This window comes from Candidatus Brevundimonas phytovorans (assembly GCA_029203145.1).
Classification (GTDB): domain Bacteria; phylum Pseudomonadota; class Alphaproteobacteria; order Caulobacterales; family Caulobacteraceae; genus Brevundimonas; species Brevundimonas phytovorans.
Window position 1 is genome coordinate 2558459 of the sequence record CP119309.1, and the last position, 19820, is coordinate 2578278.

General features: G+C 62.9%; 14 protein-coding genes. 3 read left to right on the forward strand and 11 right to left on the reverse strand.

Translation table 11 applies throughout. The annotated features are described in order from the left end of the window. Positions 1-10: 10 nt before the first annotated feature. Genes P0Y52_12590 through P0Y52_12600 form a run of 3 tightly spaced genes read right to left on the reverse strand, consistent with a single transcriptional unit; the run spans position 11 to position 5027 of the window. Positions 11-1945 (reverse strand): hypothetical protein, encoded by a 1935-nt coding sequence (locus tag P0Y52_12590; GenBank protein WEK57370.1) that lies wholly within the window; start codon positions 1943-1945, stop codon positions 11-13. Then, a complete protein-coding gene (locus tag P0Y52_12595) occupies positions 1935-4007 on the reverse strand; it encodes a hypothetical protein (protein ID WEK57371.1) in 2073 nt (690 codons plus the stop codon). Before P0Y52_12595 ends, P0Y52_12590 begins: the two co-directional genes overlap by 11 nt. A gap of 54 nt (positions 4008-4061) precedes the next feature. Further along, positions 4062-5027, reverse strand: coding sequence for a hypothetical protein (locus P0Y52_12600; protein ID WEK57372.1), 966 nt, complete (start codon positions 5025-5027; stop codon positions 4062-4064). 139 nt (positions 5028-5166) lie between these two features. On the opposite strand from P0Y52_12600, the gene P0Y52_12605 reads away from it, so the two are divergent. After that, complete coding sequence (locus P0Y52_12605; protein ID WEK57373.1) at positions 5167-5862, forward strand: acylneuraminate cytidylyltransferase family protein; 696 nt, start codon at positions 5167-5169, stop codon at positions 5860-5862. Positions 5863-5865: 3 nt separating this feature from the next. Here P0Y52_12605 and P0Y52_12610 read toward each other — a convergent pair whose 3' ends face one another. The 3 genes from P0Y52_12610 to P0Y52_12620 all read right to left on the reverse strand — a co-directional run bounded on the left by P0Y52_12610 (position 5866) and on the right by P0Y52_12620 (position 13398). Further along, positions 5866-7596, reverse strand: coding sequence for a hypothetical protein (locus tag P0Y52_12610; GenBank protein ID WEK57374.1), 1731 nt, complete (start codon positions 7594-7596; stop codon positions 5866-5868). A 624-nt stretch (positions 7597-8220) separates the two neighbouring features. Next, entirely contained in the window at positions 8221-11463 is a 3243-nt protein-coding gene (locus tag P0Y52_12615; protein ID WEK57375.1) for a hypothetical protein, read from the reverse strand. Between the two features lie 3 nt (positions 11464-11466). Then, entirely contained in the window at positions 11467-13398 is a 1932-nt protein-coding gene (locus tag P0Y52_12620) for an SGNH/GDSL hydrolase family protein (GenBank protein WEK57376.1), read from the reverse strand. Positions 13399-13470: 72 nt separating this feature from the next. On the opposite strand from P0Y52_12620, the gene P0Y52_12625 reads away from it, so the two are divergent. Then, positions 13471-14247 (forward strand): acylneuraminate cytidylyltransferase family protein, encoded by a 777-nt coding sequence (locus P0Y52_12625; protein ID WEK57377.1) that lies wholly within the window; start codon positions 13471-13473, stop codon positions 14245-14247. Continuing rightward, a complete protein-coding gene (locus P0Y52_12630) occupies positions 14244-15191 on the forward strand; it encodes a hypothetical protein (GenBank protein ID WEK57378.1) in 948 nt (315 codons plus the stop codon). The genes P0Y52_12625 and P0Y52_12630 overlap by 4 nt, the downstream gene beginning before the upstream one ends. Positions 15192-15207: 16 nt before the next feature. Here P0Y52_12630 and neuC read toward each other — a convergent pair whose 3' ends face one another. The 5 genes from neuC to P0Y52_12655 all read right to left on the reverse strand — a co-directional run bounded on the left by neuC (position 15208) and on the right by P0Y52_12655 (position 19763). Next, positions 15208-16383 (reverse strand): UDP-N-acetylglucosamine 2-epimerase, encoded by a 1176-nt coding sequence (gene neuC, locus P0Y52_12635; protein ID WEK57379.1) that lies wholly within the window; start codon positions 16381-16383, stop codon positions 15208-15210. After that, complete coding sequence (locus P0Y52_12640) at positions 16380-17000, reverse strand: hypothetical protein (protein WEK57380.1); 621 nt, start codon at positions 16998-17000, stop codon at positions 16380-16382. Before P0Y52_12640 ends, neuC begins: the two co-directional genes overlap by 4 nt. Next, positions 16997-18091, reverse strand: coding sequence for an N-acetylneuraminate synthase (neuB, locus tag P0Y52_12645; GenBank protein WEK57381.1), 1095 nt, complete (start codon positions 18089-18091; stop codon positions 16997-16999). The genes P0Y52_12640 and neuB overlap by 4 nt, the downstream gene beginning before the upstream one ends. Next, positions 18085-18831 (reverse strand): SDR family oxidoreductase, encoded by a 747-nt coding sequence (locus tag P0Y52_12650; protein ID WEK59494.1) that lies wholly within the window; start codon positions 18829-18831, stop codon positions 18085-18087. Before P0Y52_12650 ends, neuB begins: the two co-directional genes overlap by 7 nt. A 134-nt stretch (positions 18832-18965) precedes the next feature. After that, complete coding sequence (locus P0Y52_12655; GenBank protein WEK57382.1) at positions 18966-19763, reverse strand: SDR family oxidoreductase; 798 nt, start codon at positions 19761-19763, stop codon at positions 18966-18968. Positions 19764-19820: the final 57 nt, after the last annotated feature.

A 19820-nucleotide genomic window follows, 5' to 3' on the forward strand; every position in this document is an offset into this window, starting at 1 on the left:
TTTGCTTTGCTTACCGCGCCGCCTCGCTGTCCGCCAGACTCAGAACCGAGTCGACGATGATACGCGCCGCATCGCCAGCCTGAAGTTGCGGGTTGCGTGCAAAAAAGGCGGTTCGGCTCTGCGAGAGGCCCTCGGATATCGGCCCCTTGGCGCGCAAATCTTTCAGCACGGCGATCGCCTGGCCAACCGAAGCGGCCTTCACCGCCACCCCCATTTCGGCGAAGTCCAGCGGCAAGGCGACACCGACGTCGATGGTCAGCACGTCCTGTCCGCGCGCGGCCGCCCACATGGCCATGTTGCTGACTACCGTGGCGAGCACCCCATAGTCTGCAATAGCCTGCGTAGCTGACCCGCGCTCAAGAACCCGCCCTCCTTCGTTGCGGAAGCGGGAAAGGATGCGTCGATAGGCTTCGATTTCCTGCTCCGTTTCATCCGGATGCGGCGCAACGTCCAATCGAACGCCGAGTGCTTCGCACGCGGGCGCCAGCAGTTCTATGGCGGCAAGGCAAATTCCATCCAGCGGCTGGGATGCAAAAAGCACATCGCCGTTGTCAGCCGCCTGCATGACGCCGCTGCCTCGGCCGTCCCGGCCCACCCTTCCGGCCAGTACGAAGCGATCCGCCGCCACGCCGAACCGAGTGGCGAATATGCGCCTTTGCTCTGTGTCCAGAACCGCCAGCTTCTGAGCTATGGGGGCCGGATCGCGGTCCGAAACGCCTATCATCAGAGTTTGGACTTCTATCGACGGCGCCTGCGCGGCCCGCGCGGCGGACACTAGGGCGCCACCGAACGGCGAGCCCACCGGCACGGCGATGACCGCGCAGGCAGGATGGCGCGCAAAATGCTCCTCAAAGGCCTGGATCAGGGCGAGAAGCGGACCCAAGGAGGCCACTATAAAGCCACCCGTCGCTTCCAGGATCGCCGCCCTGCGCGCGGGATGCAAATGCTGGCCCAGCTTGGTTGAGACGCCCTGCAGCAGCCGGGTCCGCAAGGGCGCGAGGCGGAGATGCAGACCGTCAGACCGCGGCTGTCGCAGCAGATGCATCGAAGCACCGTTTCGGCGCGCCGTCCGCCACGCACGGAACACATTGCGCGTCAGCCGAGTGTAGGGTTGTAGCAGGATGGCGGGTCGCGAGTGGTCTCGGCTACGCAGGTCGTAGAGGATGGCCTCCGCGGTCGCGGCATGTCGGAAATCTTCTAGGCTGCGCAGATCCGCCGCCACCATCACGCCTGCGGCAAGCCCTCGTAGAGACGGCCGCCATCTCCGAATGACCGCCTCCAACGCCTCGACATCAGGACCTGAATGGCCTCTCGTCTCACCCCCTCGGCGCTGACGGCGACGCGCCTCGGAGGCGCAGTTCACGAACAGCCGCGTCACCGGCCGTCCCCGCAAGCGCGCAGCGATCTCAACGTCCTCCAGCGGTTGATCGCCCTCTATCAGAAGAATCGGCCCCGAGCAGCGTTCCAGCGCCGCCTCCACAACCTCCAGTCGCCGGAGTCGAAGCGCGATATCGGTCTTCAAACGTAAGCCGAGCGCCGCACTGTGACGCTCCACCTGGTCGCCGACAGCCGCCGGCAAAGCGTGGGCGATGCTCGCCAGGGCGATCTCGGTCGCCTGCAGGGCCAGCGCAAACCACCCCTCCTCCAGCGCACGCCGCTTGGGGTCGACGTAGCCCCGCCCCGCCGTCCCGGAAAAATCGACGACCTCGGCAGCCACGTCGATCAACCGGCCGCTCAACCGCGCCCCCGGCCCGACAACAATCAAGGCCGACGGGTCCGACGCCAAGGGAGCCGTCAAGGCTGCCGTCAGGGCATTGGAAAAACGGCGACGGACGCGCGGTTGCCTCCACACCCCGCGCCGCCGGGTAGCATAAACCAGAGCATCGGCGCTCGCGCAGTGAACGATGCCGTCCAGCAAGGACTCAATCGTGGGATCAGGCGTCATGACAGGCTTTTTTCGCCTCGGCGAAGTCAAGCAGCCACTCGCAGGTGCGTTCGGCGTTGCGTCCGTCTAAGCCGCCGAAATAGGTCGGCATCGCTGCTCTGGCCCGCATCAGTTCGCGCTCATAGGCCGCTTGGTCCGTCAGCAGTTGAAGGACCGCAGACGCCATCGCCTCGACCGAGGTCGCCGGCACCGCGAGGTGCGAATACTGCTCGAACCTGGCGGTCTCGTAGATCATGGAAATCTCCGGGGTCCAGACGTTGACCGCGACCTTCCCTGCCAGAATGGCCTCGGCGAACATGGAAGACACGCTGGACACGAAGACATCAGCCGCGGCGAGAAGCTGATGATTGTGCACGCCGCCCACGGCGGCGGCCAGAACACAGACGTCAGGATCCATGCGCGCGACCTCGCGGGCGATGAAGGCCAGATCATCAGCTGGATGAGGCTTGACCAAAACCTGAGCCCCAACGTCGGCGGCGACTTGGCAGAGAGCCGCGAGACAGCCGCGCCAGCTTTCCGGAGCCATAACGGCGCTGGCGGCGGTCTGCTCCGGCCACAGCCCCCAACGGCTCCGGCAAGTGCCTCCCCAGACGATGACGCGGCATGCGGGCCGCAGCCCGAGAATCCGCCGCACCCCGTCGATCTCCCCTTGAGTCGGCGCGCCCTCGTTGACGAAGGTGTCGGATCGCGCGCGACCGGCGGCGTGGACGACCATCTTGCTGCCGGGAAGATGGTTGGAGAGATGGCGGACCTGATGTTCACCCCAGACGATCAAAGCGTCGGGCATATTGTCGGTTTCGGGCTCCCCATTCGAGCGTGTCGCCATGAGGGACAGCGCCATCTCATCGCCGATCCCCAGTTTGATCGATGCAGTCAGCGCCTTCGTCTGGAAGGCCGCAAGGTTGATCCAGGGCCGTGATTCAAGCCTGCCGCCCGTGACAATGTCCGGCCGCAGCAAGACGAAGGCGCTGCGCCATGCTTCGGCCTGCGTCGTGGTCAGGACCGCAAGATTCAAAAGCGTCCTGCTGAAGTATTTGGCATAGGGGCCAAACATATCGATACCGTCGACCTGCATCGCCCGGCGGAAGCCGGGTTCCCTGACCAGCTTTTTCAACGCGTGAGCGTAGCGGGTTCGTGTGGGCTCGCGAAGTTGCGACGCTAGCCCTCCAAAGTCGGCCAAAGTCAGCTCGGCAACATGAGACGGCCAGCGATCAGCATAGCCCTGGCCGTTGAAAACCGGTCGCGGGCTTTCCCAGATGATGGTCAAGCGCCAGTTCCGTCGGACGCACGCCTCGGCAAGGGCATCGGGCATGCCTTCGCTGTATTCGTCAATCAGGACCGGTCTGCCGCGCATCCGGCTCGCCAACCAGTGCGTGCCTCTTTGTCCGCGGCTGATCAGGACGACATGTCCATCATAGTCGCGGATTCGCTCCCCTGCCTCAGCCTCTCGCGCCGCTAGCCGAGCCTCGACTTTTCGATAGACTCGGCGACGCCGATACAGGCTGAGGGGCAGATAGTGAAGCAGGGCCTCCAGGCTGAGCCAGCGTTTGGATGACGATGCCGCTACCGGCGCCTCAGCGGCAGGCGCCTCGCCCCAGGCTTGCGCGTCCGGGGCAGCCTGCGACAACTGCTCGCGCATTAGCGATGCCTGCCAACCCGCATCCGGACCGGTTCCCAAGAGAGCCCAGACCACCGGCCTTTCGGCATCGACGACAGCGCGCGTCAGCCTCACGGTCCTAAGGCAGATCTGCACATAGGGCCCCAGGGCCGTCAGCCAGGCCCACACCGGGGGCGGATGCCCCTGCCCCGCGCTCCATTCCGCCAGCGGCTTTCCGGACTTCAGGAGGGTCGACGGGAACCGGCGCAGCCACTCCAGAACTTCGGCGTGGATGGCGTCCGACTGGACCGCATCCAGATAGTCCATCGGCTGGGCGACGATGACGCCGGCGATCTGCCTTGGCGGCTCGATCTCGTAGGCGGCGCGTACGAGGCGGGGCGTAAGCCCCGCCTCGTGGCAACGAGCGACGAAATTTTCCGCTGCAGCAGCGTCGTCGGCGAGCAAGAAGCCCACCGCGACGCACGGTGTATTTTGAGGATTATTGATCTTGGAATTCCGTCAGCGGCCGCGCGACTGCGTTTTCAGCATCGGGCTGTAGATGGCGGCCAACCTGTCGCGATGCTGCTGGATAGTCGGCAGCAAGTCCGCGTCCTCCCCGGTCAGGAAGGCTCGAGTCTGGCGGAACAGGCCTGGCTTGAAGCGTACGTCTAGGTCATCCTCTGCCACCTGGGCTTCGACAGAGAAGGACCCTCGCGTCTGGACCTGCAGTTGCTCCATCGGCTTGAGGATGAAGCGACGGCTGCGGCTGCTGATCTCGATCGCCCAGCGACCCGGAGCATCCCAATCGGCCATATAGGAGAACAAGACGCCCGCTTCAGTGAGACCGTGCCCCGCGAAACGCGCCGCGCGCGGATGCCAGTCCAGAGCTCCCGCGACCTCAGTGCTCCATGCCGTCGGTTCACCGGCCAGCATGAAGGCGGTGTCGATCACATGGGTCGAGTTGGCGAGCAGCCATTCGTTCAGCACTTCTGGGCGATGACCGATCTTCACGATCGCATCGGAGGCTTCGGTGAAATCGAAACTCATAGAAACGGCGCCGCCATCTTCCGCCAGTCCCCGTCGCGCGGCCAGCACGGATCCATAGAAGCGGCGATTGTAGGCGAGCCAGACCTCAGCGCCGTGATCCGCAGCCAAGGCCGCCGTCTCGCTGATCTCGGCAAGATCTATTCCTCCGGGCTTTTCAACCAGGATCCGCCGGCAACCCGCACGGATCAATGCCTGGACCGTGCCGGTCAGTTCAGCGACATCGATGGCGACGATGGCGCTGGCTGGAGGTCCGCCTGCCCGGGCGAGGCCGGCCGATACGCCGCCAGCCATCGACAGCAACCCGGTCGCTGCTCCAAACCGTTCGGCAGAAGCTTGACTGCGGCAAACGACCATCGGATTGACTCCGAGTTCCGCCAAGACAGCCGCGTAGGCGGTCGCCATCCGGCCAGCGCCGATAAGCCAAAGTTGGTCGCTCATATTCACCTCGAAGACTTGGGATCGGTTTTTCAGTCGCGAGGTTGGCCGTCAAGAGTTTACTATACAAAAGCGCCACTTGACTATGCCAAACACCTTGTATTACCGACATAGGCTCGTCGTATAGAGAGGCCTTGCGTTGGTGAAACCCCGAATTATCGCCATTGTACCGGCGCGGGGGGGCTCCAAAGGCCTTCCTGGGAAGAACGTTCGACCGTTGCTCGGCAAGCCGTTGATCGCCTGGACGCTCGAAGCCGCCGCCGCGTCCGCTTATATCGATAGGATCATTGTCAGCACCGATGATGACGCCATCGCCGAAGCCGCTACGGAAGCTGGCTTCCCCCCACCCTTCCGCCGTCCAGCCCATCTGGCGGGTGATAAATCATCCGTCGTCGACGCCACCATCCATGTGCTCGAGACCCTTGCAGAGTCTTGGGACTATGTGGTCTTGCTACAGCCGACCTCCCCCTTGCGCCTGACTACCGACATCGACGCGGTGATCGAGAAATGTATGGCCGAGGATGCCCCCGCAGTGGTGACGGTGTCGCCGCTACCGAAACCCAAGAATTTCCTCTGCTCGATTGGCCCGACAGGGGAACTTGATCGATTTAACGGGACCGGCGGCGAAATCATGATGCTCAACGGCGCGGTCTATATCATTCGCGCCGACGCCCTCGTGGAACAGCGAAAGTTTACGCCCGAGGGAACCCTAGCCTTCACCACGCCCTTCGAACGCGCATGGGACATAGATTCTCTCTACGATTTCATTGCCTGCGAAGCTTTGGCGCCTAGGATTCTCGCCGGAGAAACCGCTGTACTCAACGCCGTTCGCAACTGAGCATCAAGCGCTTGGCGTCTTCTCAGTATCAAAAATGAAGGCCGCCATAGCCGACGCAGCACCCGACACGAGAAGCGGATTCTCTGCTAGATAGCGGCGACGAGAGGTATCGAGCGCCAAGGCCTCAGGCGCGTCGTCCGCGCATGCCTGAACCAAGGCCGCTAAACTTTCTACGGACCCTGCCTGCAAGGCGAGACCCATTCGAGCATAGGGAACCGGCGGCGGAACCGTCTTGTTCCAGTATACTAGCGTGCGAATATCAGCGACTGCCGCTTCAAGAACAAGGTTGCTGAAGCCTGCAACCAAAAGGTCCGTCTCACTCAAACTTCCGCCGATGGTCAACCGCACGCCGGCGTTCGCCGCCGCGTGCCTGTAGGCTTCTAGGCGCAGCGCTCCATCTGCCGGATGAGGCCGCAGGTACAGACGCCAAGGTCGATTTAACCGCTTCAGCGACGCAACCAAGGCCTTCAAGCGCGCCTCGGCCCCTACCCACGGCTCGGGCTGGCTTGCGAGAACGACGCGGAAGACACCGTCGGCCGAGGCGACATGAATATTCTGGACGCTCTCGGCGCTTCGAAGTGAACCCCCTACGCGGATCGCTTCCGCCGGAAGATCGAATAGACCACCCATCTGCAGGGCGGAGTACGTGTCCAAGGCGTGAAAATGATCCACGGTCGGCGCCCGGTAGCGAGGCATTTCGCTGAAATAGACCACCTGAGGTTCGTGAACAACAACACCCGCCTCTCGCAGATTGTTCGCCATAATCCGCAGCGGCGGATGGCGCGTTGGCATCACCACGCCAAAACGGGGGTTCAACCTTTGCACCGCCAAACGAGTCGCCCCGTCGATCAGCGTTAGTTGCGGCAGGTCCACGCTGACAAACCGGTGTACGATACGAGCCAGCTGAACCGAAACGTCATCGCCCCCCATTTCCAGTGTCTGCGAAAGCCGAAGACGATGCGCCGCCCCACCCCAGCGCTGGGCCGCTGAAGCATCTACACTGGCGACGAAGCGAAGCTTACCCGCCGTCGCTTTGATTAAGTCGGACAGGTCGACTACCTCATCACCAAGAGCGGGGAGAAGGCGGGCGGCGGCCGGTTCATAAAGCCTGCTCCCCACCGACGCGACGACCCCTCGGCACGACAGGCGATGCAGGTGGGAGGCGACCAAACTCTGCACAATCTCCGCAGTGTCGCCTGGCGGCGGCCTCAAAGAAATTTCACCCGACGGCTCACTGGAGGACGGATTACGTCGCCGCAGGCCAGACAGTGTCACCGCCCCTTCCATCACCAGCAGTCGCGGCGAGACCGAACGACGCTGCAGAGATGCGCGCACAGAAGCTCGGACCTCGGGCGTCGGCGCCGCCAGCAGCACGGCCGTAGGCTGGAGATCGCCGAGCAGTTTGACAAAGGCATGCTGGGTGCGGAACCAGGCGAAGAGATTGTCGCTGAGCGCCAGTTCGGCCGCAGCCCAATGCGCAAATGCGCTTTCTGAAAGTGCGCTTCGAAACGAGTCTTCGGCGAGCGCATCGCGAGCAACCGCGTCGGCGATCTCGGACAAGGTTCGATGTGCGGCGTCGTTGAGATCAGAGTTGCTCTCTAGGGTATTGTATACCGTCGCCTGGATTAATGCCGATTGCTCAGCCGCCTGTTGGATCCATTTTTCGGTGGACTGACTTGTAGGACGGTAGGCACACACCGTGACTTTGGCGCCAGTCGGCAGGATCTGCGCCAAGTCCGCAAGTCCCGTCTGAGGCGAAAGCACCGCCAGCAAGCGACCTGCCGCCGCCGCCTCGATAGCCCGAACGCTATGAACTGGGGTCCCCGTTTCGGGGAGGTCGTCTTGCGGCAAAGCCGCGCAAGCGGCCCTGACAAGCGGCGCCTCCAGCATCTGCGGACAGTGCGTCTGCACGGCGCAAAGCGCGCTTCGTCTTTCACTCCAGGCGGCCCGTGCGGGTATCGTCAGGCAAGCGTCCACTGCGATGGCGCCCGCTACGCCTCTCTTAACGTCGGGTCGGAGTTCCCGCCGAAAGATTTGCGCAGCACCAGGATCCTTCAGTCCCGCGAGAAACGCCACGACGACAGGGGTCCATATCGGCGTGTCAAAACGGACCACATGCCGCGCGAAAAGCCGCGACGCGACCGAAGCCTGCCCCAGCGCCACTGCACTTCGCACGAACTCGCCAAAAACGATCATATGCGTCCGGTCGAGCGCCCGCACTCTATCAGCGACGCGTCGAGCCTTGTCGACCCTGCCCGCACGAAGATGGGTCAGCGCTGCATGAAGTCTGCGCGATGTTCGCAGGCCTGTGTCGAAATACTGCCTGATCTGCTGAGAAATACGAATGGTGCAGTCGCCCTAGGTCGGGTTCGCCAGCCGGTCGGCGGCGCGCGGCCGAGCCTCCATCTTCAACGTCGCCCGGATGATGTCCTCCACCGTCTCGCCAGCAGTCAAATCGCGCAGCTCCGGGTTTTTGTTGAAATAGGCCTCCCGACTGGCGTGAAGCTCGGCGCGGCTCTCCTCGTCCGAGAGGAGGGCGTGCACCTTGGCGACAACCTCTTCGTCGCTGGTCGCACGCATCGCGACGCCGAGACGCGCGAGGTCCACGACATAGTCCGCCCCTGTGAGATTGATCGACAAGACTGCTCGCCCCATCATTGCCGCTTCCAGCCCCACGTTCGAAAACTGCGTCACCACCAGGTCGGCCGCCTTCATGAGGGCATAGATATCGCCTTCGCGCTGAACCTTGACTTCTCCGGTGGCCTCGGCCTCAACCATGGCCCGAAGGCCCTCGACAGCGTCGAGCGGCGTGCGGGGATGAAGCTTCACGATCAGCAAACTGTCTGCGACGGTGTTCGCCGCCCTCACGATCATGCGGATAATCTCGTCGCCCTCGGCGCCCTGCCCATGCTGGGCGCCGAACACAATCACCGGCCTTCCGGTGACAATATCCAGTTGCGCGCGGGCCTGTTGGATCGTCATATCTTTGACCCGCCCCAACTGCTCGCCGATCATGAGCGAGCCGATGCGCTTGATGGCTTGGCGCTTGGGGGGAGCCTTGGCAGCGTAGACGGCAAGTTGGTCCTCCGTCAGCCCGCCGTAAATGTCGGCCATGCTTGCGTGGTATCGAGGGTGTGGAGAAATAAAGAAGGCTTGGAGGTCCAGAGTCGGAATGCCGAGTTTGCGCGCGACCATGGTCGTCGAACGCGCGCTGACCATGCGCCCCGGCATGGTGACGACCAGGTCGATCTCTTCGGCCACCAGCAAGTTGCGCAACGCCTGTACCTGGGCGATCTCATGCGCCAGTCCCAACGGGATACTGTTGACGAAACGCGACGCATTGCAGAGGAAGAAAATATCCGCCTGCGAGCCGGTCCAGTTGGCCCGGAAGGCTTCAAACATCCGGCGCATTGGAGCCCTCATCGCGGCTTTCAACGCGACGTCAGGCAACAGGCGGGGCGTGAGATGGTCATGCTGGATGCGGGTGACTTCAGCGAACTTTTCATCGCCGCTGGCCGCGCCGTTATAGACGCGCACCTCCAAGAAGCTCGCAAGCCGTTTGTATAGCGCCACAGAACTCGTGAAATAGCTGCTGTCGCCCAGACTTGTCAGGATAAGCACTCGTTTCCGCTCTTTCCCTTGGCCAACCTTCTCTGACTCTGGGCCAGCGCTGGACAGAGCGGGCAGCCACTCAGCCATCTTCAGCGTCCGCGGCTCTACATTCTTCAGCGCCAACGAGGCCAGATTGAGGGTGATCTGCTCGATCTTGATGGCTTCTCCCGACCAGGCGCCCCGCAGCGCGCTCAGCGCCGCCGCCTTGCGAACATTGAAGAGCACCAGAACGTTCTTGAACCCCATGGACTTGAGGAAGAACGCGATCTGCATCGCGTTGATATAGTGGACGTCATCCACCACCACGGTGACCTGCGCGATATTGCGGCTCTTCAGGTACTCGTAGAGCTTCATCGACTGGCTGATACTGGGAAAGATGCGATCTTCCATCAGAAGACGCACCACCTCGGCTTCGAAGGAGCCTGACTTGGGCGCCCTGCCGAACAGGCCCTGTGTCATCGCTTTGGAAATCTCGATCGCTAGAGTCGCGCTGGCGTAGTCTCCTGCCGAGTTCACCGTGAACCCGACGTCGCCGACTGTCTGCGGCGCGCCAGTGTCCTTCTCGCCCTTCGACGCGAGACCAACACGAAGCTCCTCGTAGTCGATGCCCTTCTCGCCGAACCGGCCAGCCACCGCTGCGTCAAGTTCAGCCAACGTCAGGACGACCTGTGTTTTCGAAATCGCCTTCTCGGCGGCCGCCGAACGGATGGGAGGGTTGATGGCCTCAAGATCTTCTACGGTATAGACGCCCCAGAGCGATACCCGCTTCCGTAGCGCGACAAGCGCGGGTCCACCTTCGGCGCTGTTCTTTTCGAGATGCCGAAGAAGCGTCTCTGCAGCGAGCGCCCTTTGCGCGTGATCCGTGGAAGTCGCCGCCCATTTGGCCATTGCTCGGCCCAGAGCGCGGTGAACCCGGTTCAGACGCAAAAGGGCCAGATCCCATTCAACCTGTAACGACCGCGCGCCCTCGTCCAGGTAAATTTCCATGGCGTTCCACGCCAGATCGGCAGGAGAAATCGTCTTCAGGTACCGTGTCACCACAAGCCCAAGCGCCCGGTGCCGATGATCCAGCGCCGTGGCGAAGAAGAGACGCAAGGCATGCGCCACCTCCAGATCTTTGAAAGCCGCCCGATCGATAACAACGGAATCCGGAATCCGGTTCAGCGCCCGCGCGATTTCCTGCACCGTCAGATAGGCGCCTTGTGGACTTCCCAGATCCACAAGCGCCTCGGCAAAGAGCCTGCGCCGTACCTTGTTGTCCACCACCCGGAAGAAATACCGACCTTGGTCGGGATTCGCTTCGCTCAGCGCACGGATCAGGATCTCGGCCTCTCGCAGACGAGCAATACGCTTCATTTCCGTATAAAAGGTCCAGATCCATCGAGCGTTCAGTTGCGGCCACCCGGCCTGCAAGCGGAGAATGAACCTGGCCGTGAGCACCGGAGCCAGCGCTTGCACAAGACGCACAGACCTCGCGGATCGTGCCGTTGGGTCAAACCCGCTCGTCGCCTGAATGAGCGACGTATGCCAGCTGGCCTCCTGAAGCCTAGTCTCGGGCGATGACATATCCAGAATGGTTTCGATCGCCGCCCTAGTCGATTGAGAAGTGATACGAGCGTTCTGCCCTTCGCTCGACAGGGTCGCGACGACGAGACGAAGCGCCCGGTCTAGATTGGCGTGGGCGGAGGGATCGATCGCGAGCAACTTGGCCCACACTCTCACCTGAAGCTCAGAATAGCCCGCACGTCCCAAAGGGTTGAGCAACGCCCGCATCTTGGGCGCATCACGGGCGGTGCAATGAGAGATATAGTCGTCCAAGACGCGCAAGGCCGGAAGATCACAGGCATTGGCTGCGGCGAGCAAGCGATCGACGTCGATTGGATTGACGGACGCGGCATCGAGAGCCGCAACAGTCGAGGCCAACGCCGACTTCTTTCGGAAAACACCCTTCAAGCCATCAAGCCATTTAGAGGCGGAAGCGGAAGTCATTCGTCAGTTCCCGGAATTTAAAGTACGCGCTTGCGCCTCGCCGCCGCCCTCAATTATGAGCCCGGTCAGAAATTCTGCACAATGCCTATGACCCTCTGCATTGTAATGATAATTGTCCTGCGTGAAGCACGTCGTTGGGTCGTCGCGACTCCAGATATATTCGTCCGCATCTGCGAAAATGGCCCCTTCTTGTTCGGCGACCCGCTTCATCGCTTCGTTGTAGTCCGCGATATTCAGCGTTAGAGGCACGTTAGCCAGTTTGCCCCCCCGTTTGGACGGCGTGACTACGCCACAAACGATCACAAGCGGAGCAAGCCTCGACGCCACGCGCACAGCGTCACGCATCCCCGCCTCGAAACGATCGATCTTCACGTAGACGGAGTTGTACCTGTCCCCCACCAAGGCCTGACGATAGGTCCCGGCGATCGCCACCATTGCCTCGGCGGCGTCATCTCCACGCGCGGCGCGCACAGCGCGCACGTCGCTGGCGCCGAACACTCGCGGGGCGCAGTCCACGATGCCGACTTGGATCACGACCGCATCAAACGCACCCGACTGACTTTCCAAGGCCAAAAGCGCGTCGATCACGGTGCGGCCTCGTCGACAATCCGGGGCAACGCCAAGACGCCCGCCCGAGTTGGCGGTCAGCGCCTGGTGCAAGCGGTAAGGGTAGCTTTCCTCCAAACCGACTCCCGTACTCTCGCGCGGCAGGGCGATCGAATCCGAAACAATGAGAACCTTGCGCTGATCGGTCGGCGCGTCCCCCGTTGCAGCTGCGAAATCGACCAGATAGCGCGAGCTTTCCGCCTCACGCAGATCTCCGGGGACGAGTGCGGCGTCCGTTTGCTCACCGGCATGATCGGCCAGCGTCGCGACGACCGACTGCCCCCCAGGAGCGACAGCCACATACTGGCGACATTCATCCAGCAAAGCTCTGAAGAGTGTCGCCCCCTTCAGGGTGCGGCCGCCTTCAAAGGCCTCTTCGATCGCCGCTACGGTCGGGTCCATCGAGCGTCGCACCAGATCCTGGCGCAACTTGCTCCACATCGCCCGAGCCTGCCCTTTAATCTCGTTAGCCTTGATGCCAAGAATAATCATCCTGGCTTCAGCACGTCCGGACTTCCCTACTCTGACAAGACAATCCGCCTTCAGAACCGCCAGCTCAGGCTGACGTACGGCCCGCGCAAACCTCGGAGCGCCCAGTACTGTCAGGATTTGCTGGTAACTGCCGTTGCGGTACAGGGAATTCAGGGCCTGGGAGAGGACCGCTTCATTGTCGCCGTATCGGTCAATGATCAAAACCAGCAGCTCGGCCGCCGCAGCGGTCCGCCGCTCCAATCGAAGCTCCTTAACCTTTTCCATCGCCGCCTCGGCATCGGCCAACAGCGCCGCGCGTTGACCGGCATCGAGCTCCAGCGGCGCCGACCGGTACGCGATCGCCTGGTGCCTGGCGCCTGAGACGACCGACGCGGGCTTTTGAACCGCGGCCGGGCCGGCTCGGCGTAACAGCTTGCCGACCAGAGCCTCGATAGCGGGAAGACGTTTCGCGGCGACCCCGGTCACGCGCGCCATGGGCGTCCTGGCCAAAAGGGCTGCGCTCTCGGCTGCACGCCCAGACTTCGCCAACGCCTCAGCCATCAAGACCATGGCAGACGGGGACCGGTCGATCGCATTTAGCGCCGCGGCGCTCTCGGCCAAGCCAAGCATAGCGCCCCAGCGACCAATACGGTGGAACAGGTTGAAAGCCCTCAATTGGAGCCCCGCATCATCAGGATCGTGCTCGGCCAATTGCCGGATCAATCGCTCAGCTAGATCCAAGTCCTTCGCCAAGCGTGCTTGGCTGATTTCCTCAAGCGCCAAGGTCAGGCTGACTTCGGAAACGCCCGTCGTCACGTCCAAGCCGGCGTCAAATTTGGGTTGGTCATCGGTCGGCATCGCGCGCCCCATTGCTACCGCCCGGAGGCCCTCTTCCGCATGGCATAGGCGTTTCGCGACGATGCGCCAAGATTGGCGCACTTTGTTTCATTTTTTGCTGACCGGCTCGATTCGGAATATTCCCGAGCAATGATCGAATCTGAACGGTGCATCGCTATTATCCCGGCTCGTGGGGGGTCCAAGAGCGTCCCGCTGAAAAATCTGCACCCACTGGGGGGACGCCCGCTGCTGGAATGGCCGATCAGAGTGGCGCGGGCGACACCCGAGATCGACCGCATTATCGTATCGACCGATCACGATCTGATCGCAGAGACGGCCCTTGCGGCCGGCGCAGAGGTCAGCCGACGCCCCAAGCATCTCTCGGGCGATACAGCCCTGCCCGCAGACATGCTCCGCCACTTGATCGCCACCTTGCGTGAACAAGGCGAGACTGCGCGCTATCTAGTCCTTTTGGAACCCACAGCGCCGTTTCGACTGCCGCAGGACGTTTCGGCCTGCCTGAAGTTGTTACACGAGAACCGTCTGGATTCAGTGGCGACATTCATGGAAGCCCACCTCAATCCACACCGAGCCTGGAGCATCCAGGATGGAAAGGCGCAACCCTTCATCCCCGGCGCCGTGCCGTGGCGTCCGCGCCAAAGCCTTCCTCCGGCCCATCAGCTCAACGGGGCAGTCTATGCTTTCGTTGCGGACGAACTGAAACCGGAAACCCCAGCTGTCCTCTTCGGTGCCTCGGGCGCCGTCATCATGGACAAGAAGCGGTCATTCGACATCGACGACGCCCAGGATTTCGCGGTCGCCAACGCCCTGCTCGCCGCCGGCGCCGTGCCTCTAGGCGAGTTCGCATGACGCTCCGTCTCGGCGTCATCGGCTTCTCGGAGGGCAACGGCCATCCGTTTTCCTTCTCGGCTATCGTCAACGGCTACGATGATGTCGCCTTCGCCGACTGCGGTTGGGACGGGATCCACGCCTACCTCAAAAAGCGGCCCCCAGAGGCGTTCGGGTTCGCCGATGTCCGCGTCTCCGCCTGCTGGATGCCAGACCCCGAGATGGCCATCGCCCTGGCCAGGGCCTGCAAAATTGAAGCAGTTTGCGACGCCCCCAGCGCCATGTACGGGATGGTGGACGCTGTGCTGATCCTGCGAGACGACGCCGAAAGCCATCTGCCGCTGGCCCGGATGTTTCTGGACACGGGCCTGCCGGTGTTCGTGGACAAGCCTCTTTGCCTGGATCACGAAACACTCGCGGCTTTCGAACCCTACCTGAGATCCGGGCAGTTGATGTCGTGCGCGGGCCTTCGCTACGCCGGCGAACTGGACGCCTGGCGCGCCGCTCCCAGGCAGTTTGGCGACATCAAGCTGATCCGGGGCGCCGTCGTGGTCGATTGGCCCCGCTACGGCATTCACATGCTGGAGGCGGCCATGGGCGCCCTGCCCGGCATGATCCAGCCCGTCGCCATCCGTCGGCATGAGGCCGATCACGACAGCCTGGCGATCCGCCTGGCTTCGGGAGGAATCTTCCTGATCGACGCCCTCGGCCTTGCCGCCAAGGCTTTCCGCCTGGACGTGTTCGGCAGCGAGACGCACGGCGCCGTGGACATGTCCGACAACTTCACCGCCTTCCATCGCGTGCTCGCGGCCTTTATCGAACAGGTCCGCACAGGCCGACCGGCCATCCCGCCGGAAGAGACCTTGCTGGTGATCCGCACCATCATCGCAGGCCTGCAGGCCCAGCCCGGCGGCCCCGAGATCGACATCGTTCCGTCTGGCGCCATAGCGCCCTCAGCAAAGTGACCTCGACAGCCGCCGCCTAGAGGCTGCGCAGATCGTGGAAACGCTTGCGTCGAAGCTCGGCGAAATCGATCATCTGCAAAATGTCGACAATGCGGGCGCCGGCGCGGCCGTCCCCCATTGGGCTGATCTGGTCCCGAATGGACCGCCGGAAGTCGGCGCTCGTTCCGCGCATTATGGCGTCACGGATCGCTGCGGCGTCGGCCGGCACGTCGATAACGCTGTCGGCGCGCAGACGGCCAGCCTGGCGATCGCCAATGTTGACAGTGGCGACCTTGTGCACCGGAGCCTCGATCACGCCGCTGGACGAGTTGCCGACGACGGCGGCCGCCGCAGACAGGGCCCAGGCATACCGCTGACGCCCTAGGGACTCGACCGCGAAGACCCGCTCCGGCTGGGACGCAGCATGCGCGGCGATGGCCCGCCGTATGGCCTGATTGCCCTCGTCCGCGTTCGGCAGGGTGTAGAGCACCTTCAAGGCGGGGAAAGCGTCGAGCGCCTCCCGCAGCGCCGCCATCTGCTGCTCCGCAGGCATGACGCCGAGGGTCTCAGGATGGAAGGTCGTCAGCAGGAAGCCCGGCGCCAGATCCACCCCGATGGCCTCGCCCACTTCCTGAACAGTGCGGCTGCCCTCAGAGAGCAGATTGTCGAGGCCTGTGGAGCCGACCGTAAAGACCCGATCGGGGTCTTCTCCCATCTGAAGAATCCGCTGGCGATAGGGCTCGGCCGCCGTGAAGTGCAGCGCGGACAGCTTGGTGACGGCGTGTCGCACCGCGTCATCCACCGCGCCTTCAGTGACGTGTCCGCCCTCGAGATGCAGAATGGGAATGCGTAACGCCATCGCGGCGGCGGCGGCCCCCAGAAGCTCGGTGCGGTCGCCCAGCAGAAAGACGGCGTCCAGCCTGCAGGCCGCGAAGGCCTCGGCGCAGCCGCCGACGGCGGCAGCCAGGGTGCGGGCCACGGAAAGCCCGTCATCGCCAGACTGCTGGATCGGCACCCGTGCCGCGATGGGCTGACCGTCCCGCTCGATCTCGCTCACCGTCATCCCGTGCGCGGCCGAGAGATGAGCCCCGCTGACGATCAGCGCCGTTTCAAAATGATCGGAAGCGCGCAAGGCCGCGATGACCGGATACAGGAGACCGTACTCGGCCCGCGTGGCGGTGAAGACGCCTATACGTGGCTTGGTCTCGCTCATCGACGGCTGACGTATCCGCCGGCAGGAAGGTCCGCCGTGGCCACCGCCCCCGCCGCAACGACGGCGTCCGGACCGATCCGGATTCCCTGCAACACCGTGGCGCCAGCGCCGATATAGGCGCCGACGCCGACTTCGACCCCGCCGCACAGAACAGCCCCCGGGCCCACCATGGCATGGTCAAGGACGATGGCATCGTGGTCCACGCAAGCCCCAGTGTTGATCATGGCGTTCCGGCCGACACGCACGTTGGGCTGAAGGATAGCCCCGGCGATGATCTGTGCTCCATCTTCCAATTCGACATCCGGGGCCATGATGACTCCGCGTCCAATGATAGGCGGGAAATGAAAACCGCGCGCGACGTATTCATCATAGACCCTGCGGCGCAGCGCGGTGCCAGACGCGCCCTTATTAGGCGTGCCTCCCAGCCCCAACGCCGCTTCAAGACCGTTCGGAAAGCGCTGGAACGCCGCCTCATCGTCGCCGATATACAAGACGTCAGGCAGGTCGGGCGTCGTGTGCGCCGTGACGCCAAGACAGTAACGCCCCATGGCCAGCAGACCGTCGAGGACAACGCGGGCGTGACCGCCGCCGCCAATCAAGAGAACAGAACGATTCACGGCTGGATCAACTCATCTGCTACAAAAGCCCGCTTGGCCGGCTGGCCCAGGAGCTCGAAGAAGGCCATGGGAGCCAGGCCCCCTCCCGCGCGTTTGACCGTCAAATTCTGCTCGGTGAACCGTTCGCCCTCGGCGATGTCGATGGCGGCGACCAGGCTCTTGCGGGCTACGGCGATGTTGGGGATTTCGGAGGGCTGGGGCCGCTTGACGCCGTCGCCCATGGCCCTGCCGATGCGCGCAATGCCCTGGACCATGGCCTTCAACTCGCCGGGCTCCAGCGAAGCCTTGTGGTCCGGGCCCTCCATATCGCGTGACAGGGTGAAGTGCTTCTCGATAGCGGTCGCGCCGAGCGCAGCCGCAGCCAAGGAAATATCAATCCCCGGCGTATGGTCCGAATAGGCCGGCAAGATGCCGAAAGCCGCCGCATAGGTGGTCATCACCCTGAGATTCACTTCGTCATAGGGCGCGGGATATTCTGTCGTGCACTGCATGACGGTCACCCTGGCGAGAGCCTCGCGCGCCTCGGCCGAGGCATAGGCCTTCGCGAAGGCGGCGCGCGATGGGCGTTCCGCTGATCCGGCCAGCATGCCGAAGGCCACCACGGACAGAGCCTCCTCGACCTCGGCCAAGGTCGCCATGCCGGTAGACAGGATCATCGGCAGCCCAAGGCGCGAAAGCTCCAGCAGCATCGGCGCGTTGGTCAGTTCACCCGAGCCCACCTTGATCCGCTTCACCCCCATCGTATCGACAAGGAAACGCGCCGACTCGATGTCGAAAGGGGTCGAGAGGAATTCGATGCCCAAGGCGTCGCAACGATCCGAAAGGATGCGATGGTCGTTTTCAGACAGCTCCAGAGCCTGCAGCATCTTCAGCTGGGTGTTTCCAGCGTCGAAATTGCGTTTCTGATAGTCAGCGGTCGGCGCCGCGGTCGTGACCAGCTTCGTGGCGTCAAACGTCTGGAACTTGACGATGTCGGCGCCGGCGGCGGCGGCTTCATCGACTAGACGGAGCGCCAAGTCCATGTCGCCGTTATGGTTGACCCCGGCCTCGGCGATAACAAGGCAGGTCGAGGGCGCCGCAGGCTTCACCACGCTGTCCATCCTCCATCCACACTGATGATCTGGCCGGTCACGTAGGCCGACATGTCTGACGCCAAAAAGAGGGCGACGCCCTGAAAATCGTCGGGAGACGCCATCCGCGCGAGCGGAGTCCGGGCTATATATTTTTTTCGAAACGCTTCGTCCTGACCGCGTTCTACGCCGCCGGGCGAAAATGCATTGACGCGAATGTCAGGCGCCAAGGTCGTCGACATCCAGCGCGTCAACTGCATCAATCCGCCCTTGGACGCCGAGTAGCCCGCCGGATTTCCAATCTGCGTACCGTCGTAGAGGGACCAGTCTGGGCCAACCAGGCCGTAGATTGATCCAACCATTATGACTGACCCGCGGCCAGAGGCGCGAAGCGCCGGTGCCAATCTCTGCGTGATCGCGAAAGGCGCCGCCAAGTTGATGTCCAGGGCGCTCTTGAACAAGGCCAGAGACTGGGTCTCAAAGGCCGTGCTCCACCCTTGGTCCGCAGAGGTGCCGACAAATGCGGCGTTGTGAACCAGGACATCAATCGTCGGCGACATCTCCAGAACGCTCGCCAGCGCGATCTCAAGCGCCGACGGATCGGTCAGATCGCAAACGATTTGAGTGACCCCTTCTTGGGCAGCCTCGTCAAATCTCAGATCGAGCTGAATGACCTGCGCGCCCGCCTGAAGATAGATCGCGCTCATGGCCCGACCAATGTACCCACCGCCTCCGGTGATGACGCAGGTTCGGCCCCGCAAGTCCCAAAGATCGGCCAACTTCGTCTCGTTCTATACCGGTGGAGCGGAAATACTAATTTACCGGAACCACGCCCGTTACCGCTCTTGGAGCGAACGTCGCCTAAAAACAACTATTTTCAGCGCCAAGCTTGGCGCTACCAAGCGGCCCAGCCCCCATCGACACAGATGTTCTGGCCCGTCATGTAGCTCGAGGCATCCGAGCAGAGAAGGGCGGCCGCGCCCTTGACTTCATGCGGGACGCCTATCCGGTTCAACGGTGTTTTGCCGCTCAACCGCTCAATGAACTCGGGCGCCTCGGCGATCGTTGAGGGATATGGGAAGGGGCCGGGACTTATGCAGTTGGCGCGGATGCCATCGGCAGCCAGGAAGCTGGCCAGATAGCGAGTGAACTGCAGCACTCCCGCCTTGGCTGCGCCGTAGCTTGGCGGATTGGCGTAGCGCTTGCCGTCATAGAGCCGATAGTCGGGCGCGACATGGCCATACATGGAGGCGATGTTGAGGATGACCCCGTGGGTCTCCTTCAGGGCCGGAATGGCGGCCTTGACCACACGAAACACCCCGTTCAACGACATATCAATGTCGTAGGTCCAGTCCGCCTCATCGATCGTTTCCAAGCTGTTCTTGGCGCCGGACCAAGCGCAGTTGACCAGAATATTCAGCGGCCCGTTAGCCGTGACCGCCTTGATGCAAGCCTCGACCGAGGCCGCATCCAGCATATCGATTTGCAGCGCTTCGTGATGCCCCGGAAAACGAGTCTTCAGGCCCTGAACGAAGGTCCGGCATTTCTCCTCGTCACGGCTAGCCACGATCACATCCGCCCCCATCTCGGCGAGAACATCGCTGATCTGGGAGCCGAGAAGCCCCGCTCCTCCGACGACGAGCGCTCGCCGGCCACGAAGGGAAAGAAGTTCTGACAGGTCGGGGGTTTTCATGGCGTTTCCTGTCGAAGTCTAAAGCGTCAAGCGCTGGTAATCGGATTGAAGGGGTCA

What these genes read in the sequence shown, in the direction of transcription:
- P0Y52_12620 (WEK57376.1), bottom strand. Translation starts at nt 13,398, where the DNA reads ATGCCGACCGATGACCAACCCAAATTTGACGCCGGCTTGGACGTGACG.
- neuC (WEK57379.1), bottom strand. Translation starts at nt 16,383, where the DNA reads ATGAGCGAGACCAAGCCACGTATAGGCGTCTTCACCGCCACGCGGGCC.
- P0Y52_12615 (WEK57375.1), bottom strand. Translation starts at nt 11,463, where the DNA reads ATGACTTCCGCTTCCGCCTCTAAATGGCTTGATGGCTTGAAGGGTGTT.
- P0Y52_12655 (WEK57382.1), bottom strand. Translation starts at nt 19,763, where the DNA reads ATGAAAACCCCCGACCTGTCAGAACTTCTTTCCCTTCGTGGCCGGCGA.
- P0Y52_12630 (WEK57378.1), top strand. Translation starts at nt 14,244, where the DNA reads ATGACGCTCCGTCTCGGCGTCATCGGCTTCTCGGAGGGCAACGGCCAT.
- P0Y52_12590 (WEK57370.1), bottom strand. Translation starts at nt 1,945, where the DNA reads ATGACGCCTGATCCCACGATTGAGTCCTTGCTGGACGGCATCGTTCAC.
- P0Y52_12600 (WEK57372.1), bottom strand. Translation starts at nt 5,027, where the DNA reads ATGAGCGACCAACTTTGGCTTATCGGCGCTGGCCGGATGGCGACCGCC.